The organism is Rhodococcus sp. T9N (assembly GCF_024436645.1).
GTDB lineage: Bacteria > Actinomycetota > Actinomycetes > Mycobacteriales > Mycobacteriaceae > Rhodococcus_F > Rhodococcus_F qingshengii.
Genome location: NZ_JAMSKS010000075.1, coordinates 1 through 587, shown reverse-complemented (window position 1 = coordinate 587; position 587 = coordinate 1). Strand labels below are relative to the sequence as shown.

Below are 587 nucleotides of genomic sequence, written 5' to 3'. Positions count from 1 at the left end.
CCACCACCCCCGACGACGTACGCGGCCCCTACGACACACGCCAAGACGCCGCCGAGGATCTCCACTACCTCATCGACGCAGAACTCCACCTCCGCAAAGGCGTCACCTACCAGCTCGGACGGGTCGAGGTGGAGAAATGATCTCATTCTTCGTCCCCGGAGCTCCTGCACCGCAGGGCAGTAAGCGCCATGTCGGGCATGGCCGAATGATCGAGTCATCCAAAGCGCTTGGGCCATGGCGTGAGCGTGTCGCCTTGGCTGCGCATCCACACGCTGATGGATTGATTGGCGGGGCGGTGGCCATTCGTCTCGACTTCGTTATGCCTCGCCCCAAGTCGGCGCCGAAACGCTCAACCCCGGCGGCAATCAAGAGGCCGGACATCGACAAACTCTCCCGAGCAATCCTTGACGCAATCACTGGAATCCTCATCGCCGATGACAGTCAAGTGGTCACTCTGTATGCCACAAAACGACTCGCGGAGATTGACGAAATAGGCGGCGTCACAATCAAAGTCGAGGTGAAATAGCATGACCGGCCTGGTAAAATTCAGGTATCACTTCACCTCCACCGCAACAGCTTTCGGCATC

General features: G+C 58.9%; 1 protein-coding gene. It reads left to right on the top strand.

Features of this window, described 5'->3' with window-relative positions; all coding sequences use genetic code 11:
* Positions 1 to 136 precede the first annotated feature (136 nt).
* Entirely contained in the window at positions 137 to 526 is a 390-nt protein-coding gene (locus tag M1L53_RS33085; protein WP_261949521.1) for a RusA family crossover junction endodeoxyribonuclease, read from the top strand.
* The last annotated feature ends 61 nt before the right edge of the window (positions 527 to 587 follow it).